Source organism: Pseudomonas sp. SID14000 (assembly GCF_002165135.1).
GTDB lineage: Bacteria > Pseudomonadota > Gammaproteobacteria > Pseudomonadales > Pseudomonadaceae > Aquipseudomonas.
Genome location: NZ_NFZQ01000148.1, coordinates 1 through 403 on the forward strand (window position 1 = coordinate 1; position 403 = coordinate 403).

The window sequence follows — 403 nt, forward strand, 5'->3', positions numbered from 1 at the left end:
GGCCAGCAGCCGGGAGGCCCAGGCGCTCTCGATGTGCTGGGAGAAGACCAGGATGCCGACCTCGGGCGTCCTTGCACGGATCTCGACGGCGGCGCGAATGCCCTCGTCGGTGTGTGTGGGTGGCATCCGGATGTCCACCACGGCGACGTCGGGCCGGTGCTCGGCCACCCCGGCGAGCAGCTCGGGCGCCGTCCCGGCGGTGGCCACCACCTCGCATCCCCGGGCGCCGAGGAGCTCGACCATGCCGTCACGGAGGACGACGGAGTCCTCGGCCAGCAGCACGCGCAGACGCCTGTCGGTCATGAGGCCATTATCGGGCCCGTGCCGGCGGTCGCCGCCTCCGGGTGACGACGGTTCGGCTCCTTCCCGTAGGCGTCGGTCGTCCTGCTGGGGTGGGCGGTCC

1 protein-coding gene is annotated in these 403 nt (G+C 73.0%); it reads right to left on the minus strand.

The annotated features are described in order from the left end of the window. The coding region (locus tag CAY82_RS27710; RefSeq protein WP_140399186.1) for a response regulator transcription factor at positions 1-303 on the minus strand (303 nt) is incomplete at its 3' end. Positions 304-403 lie beyond the last annotated feature (100 nt).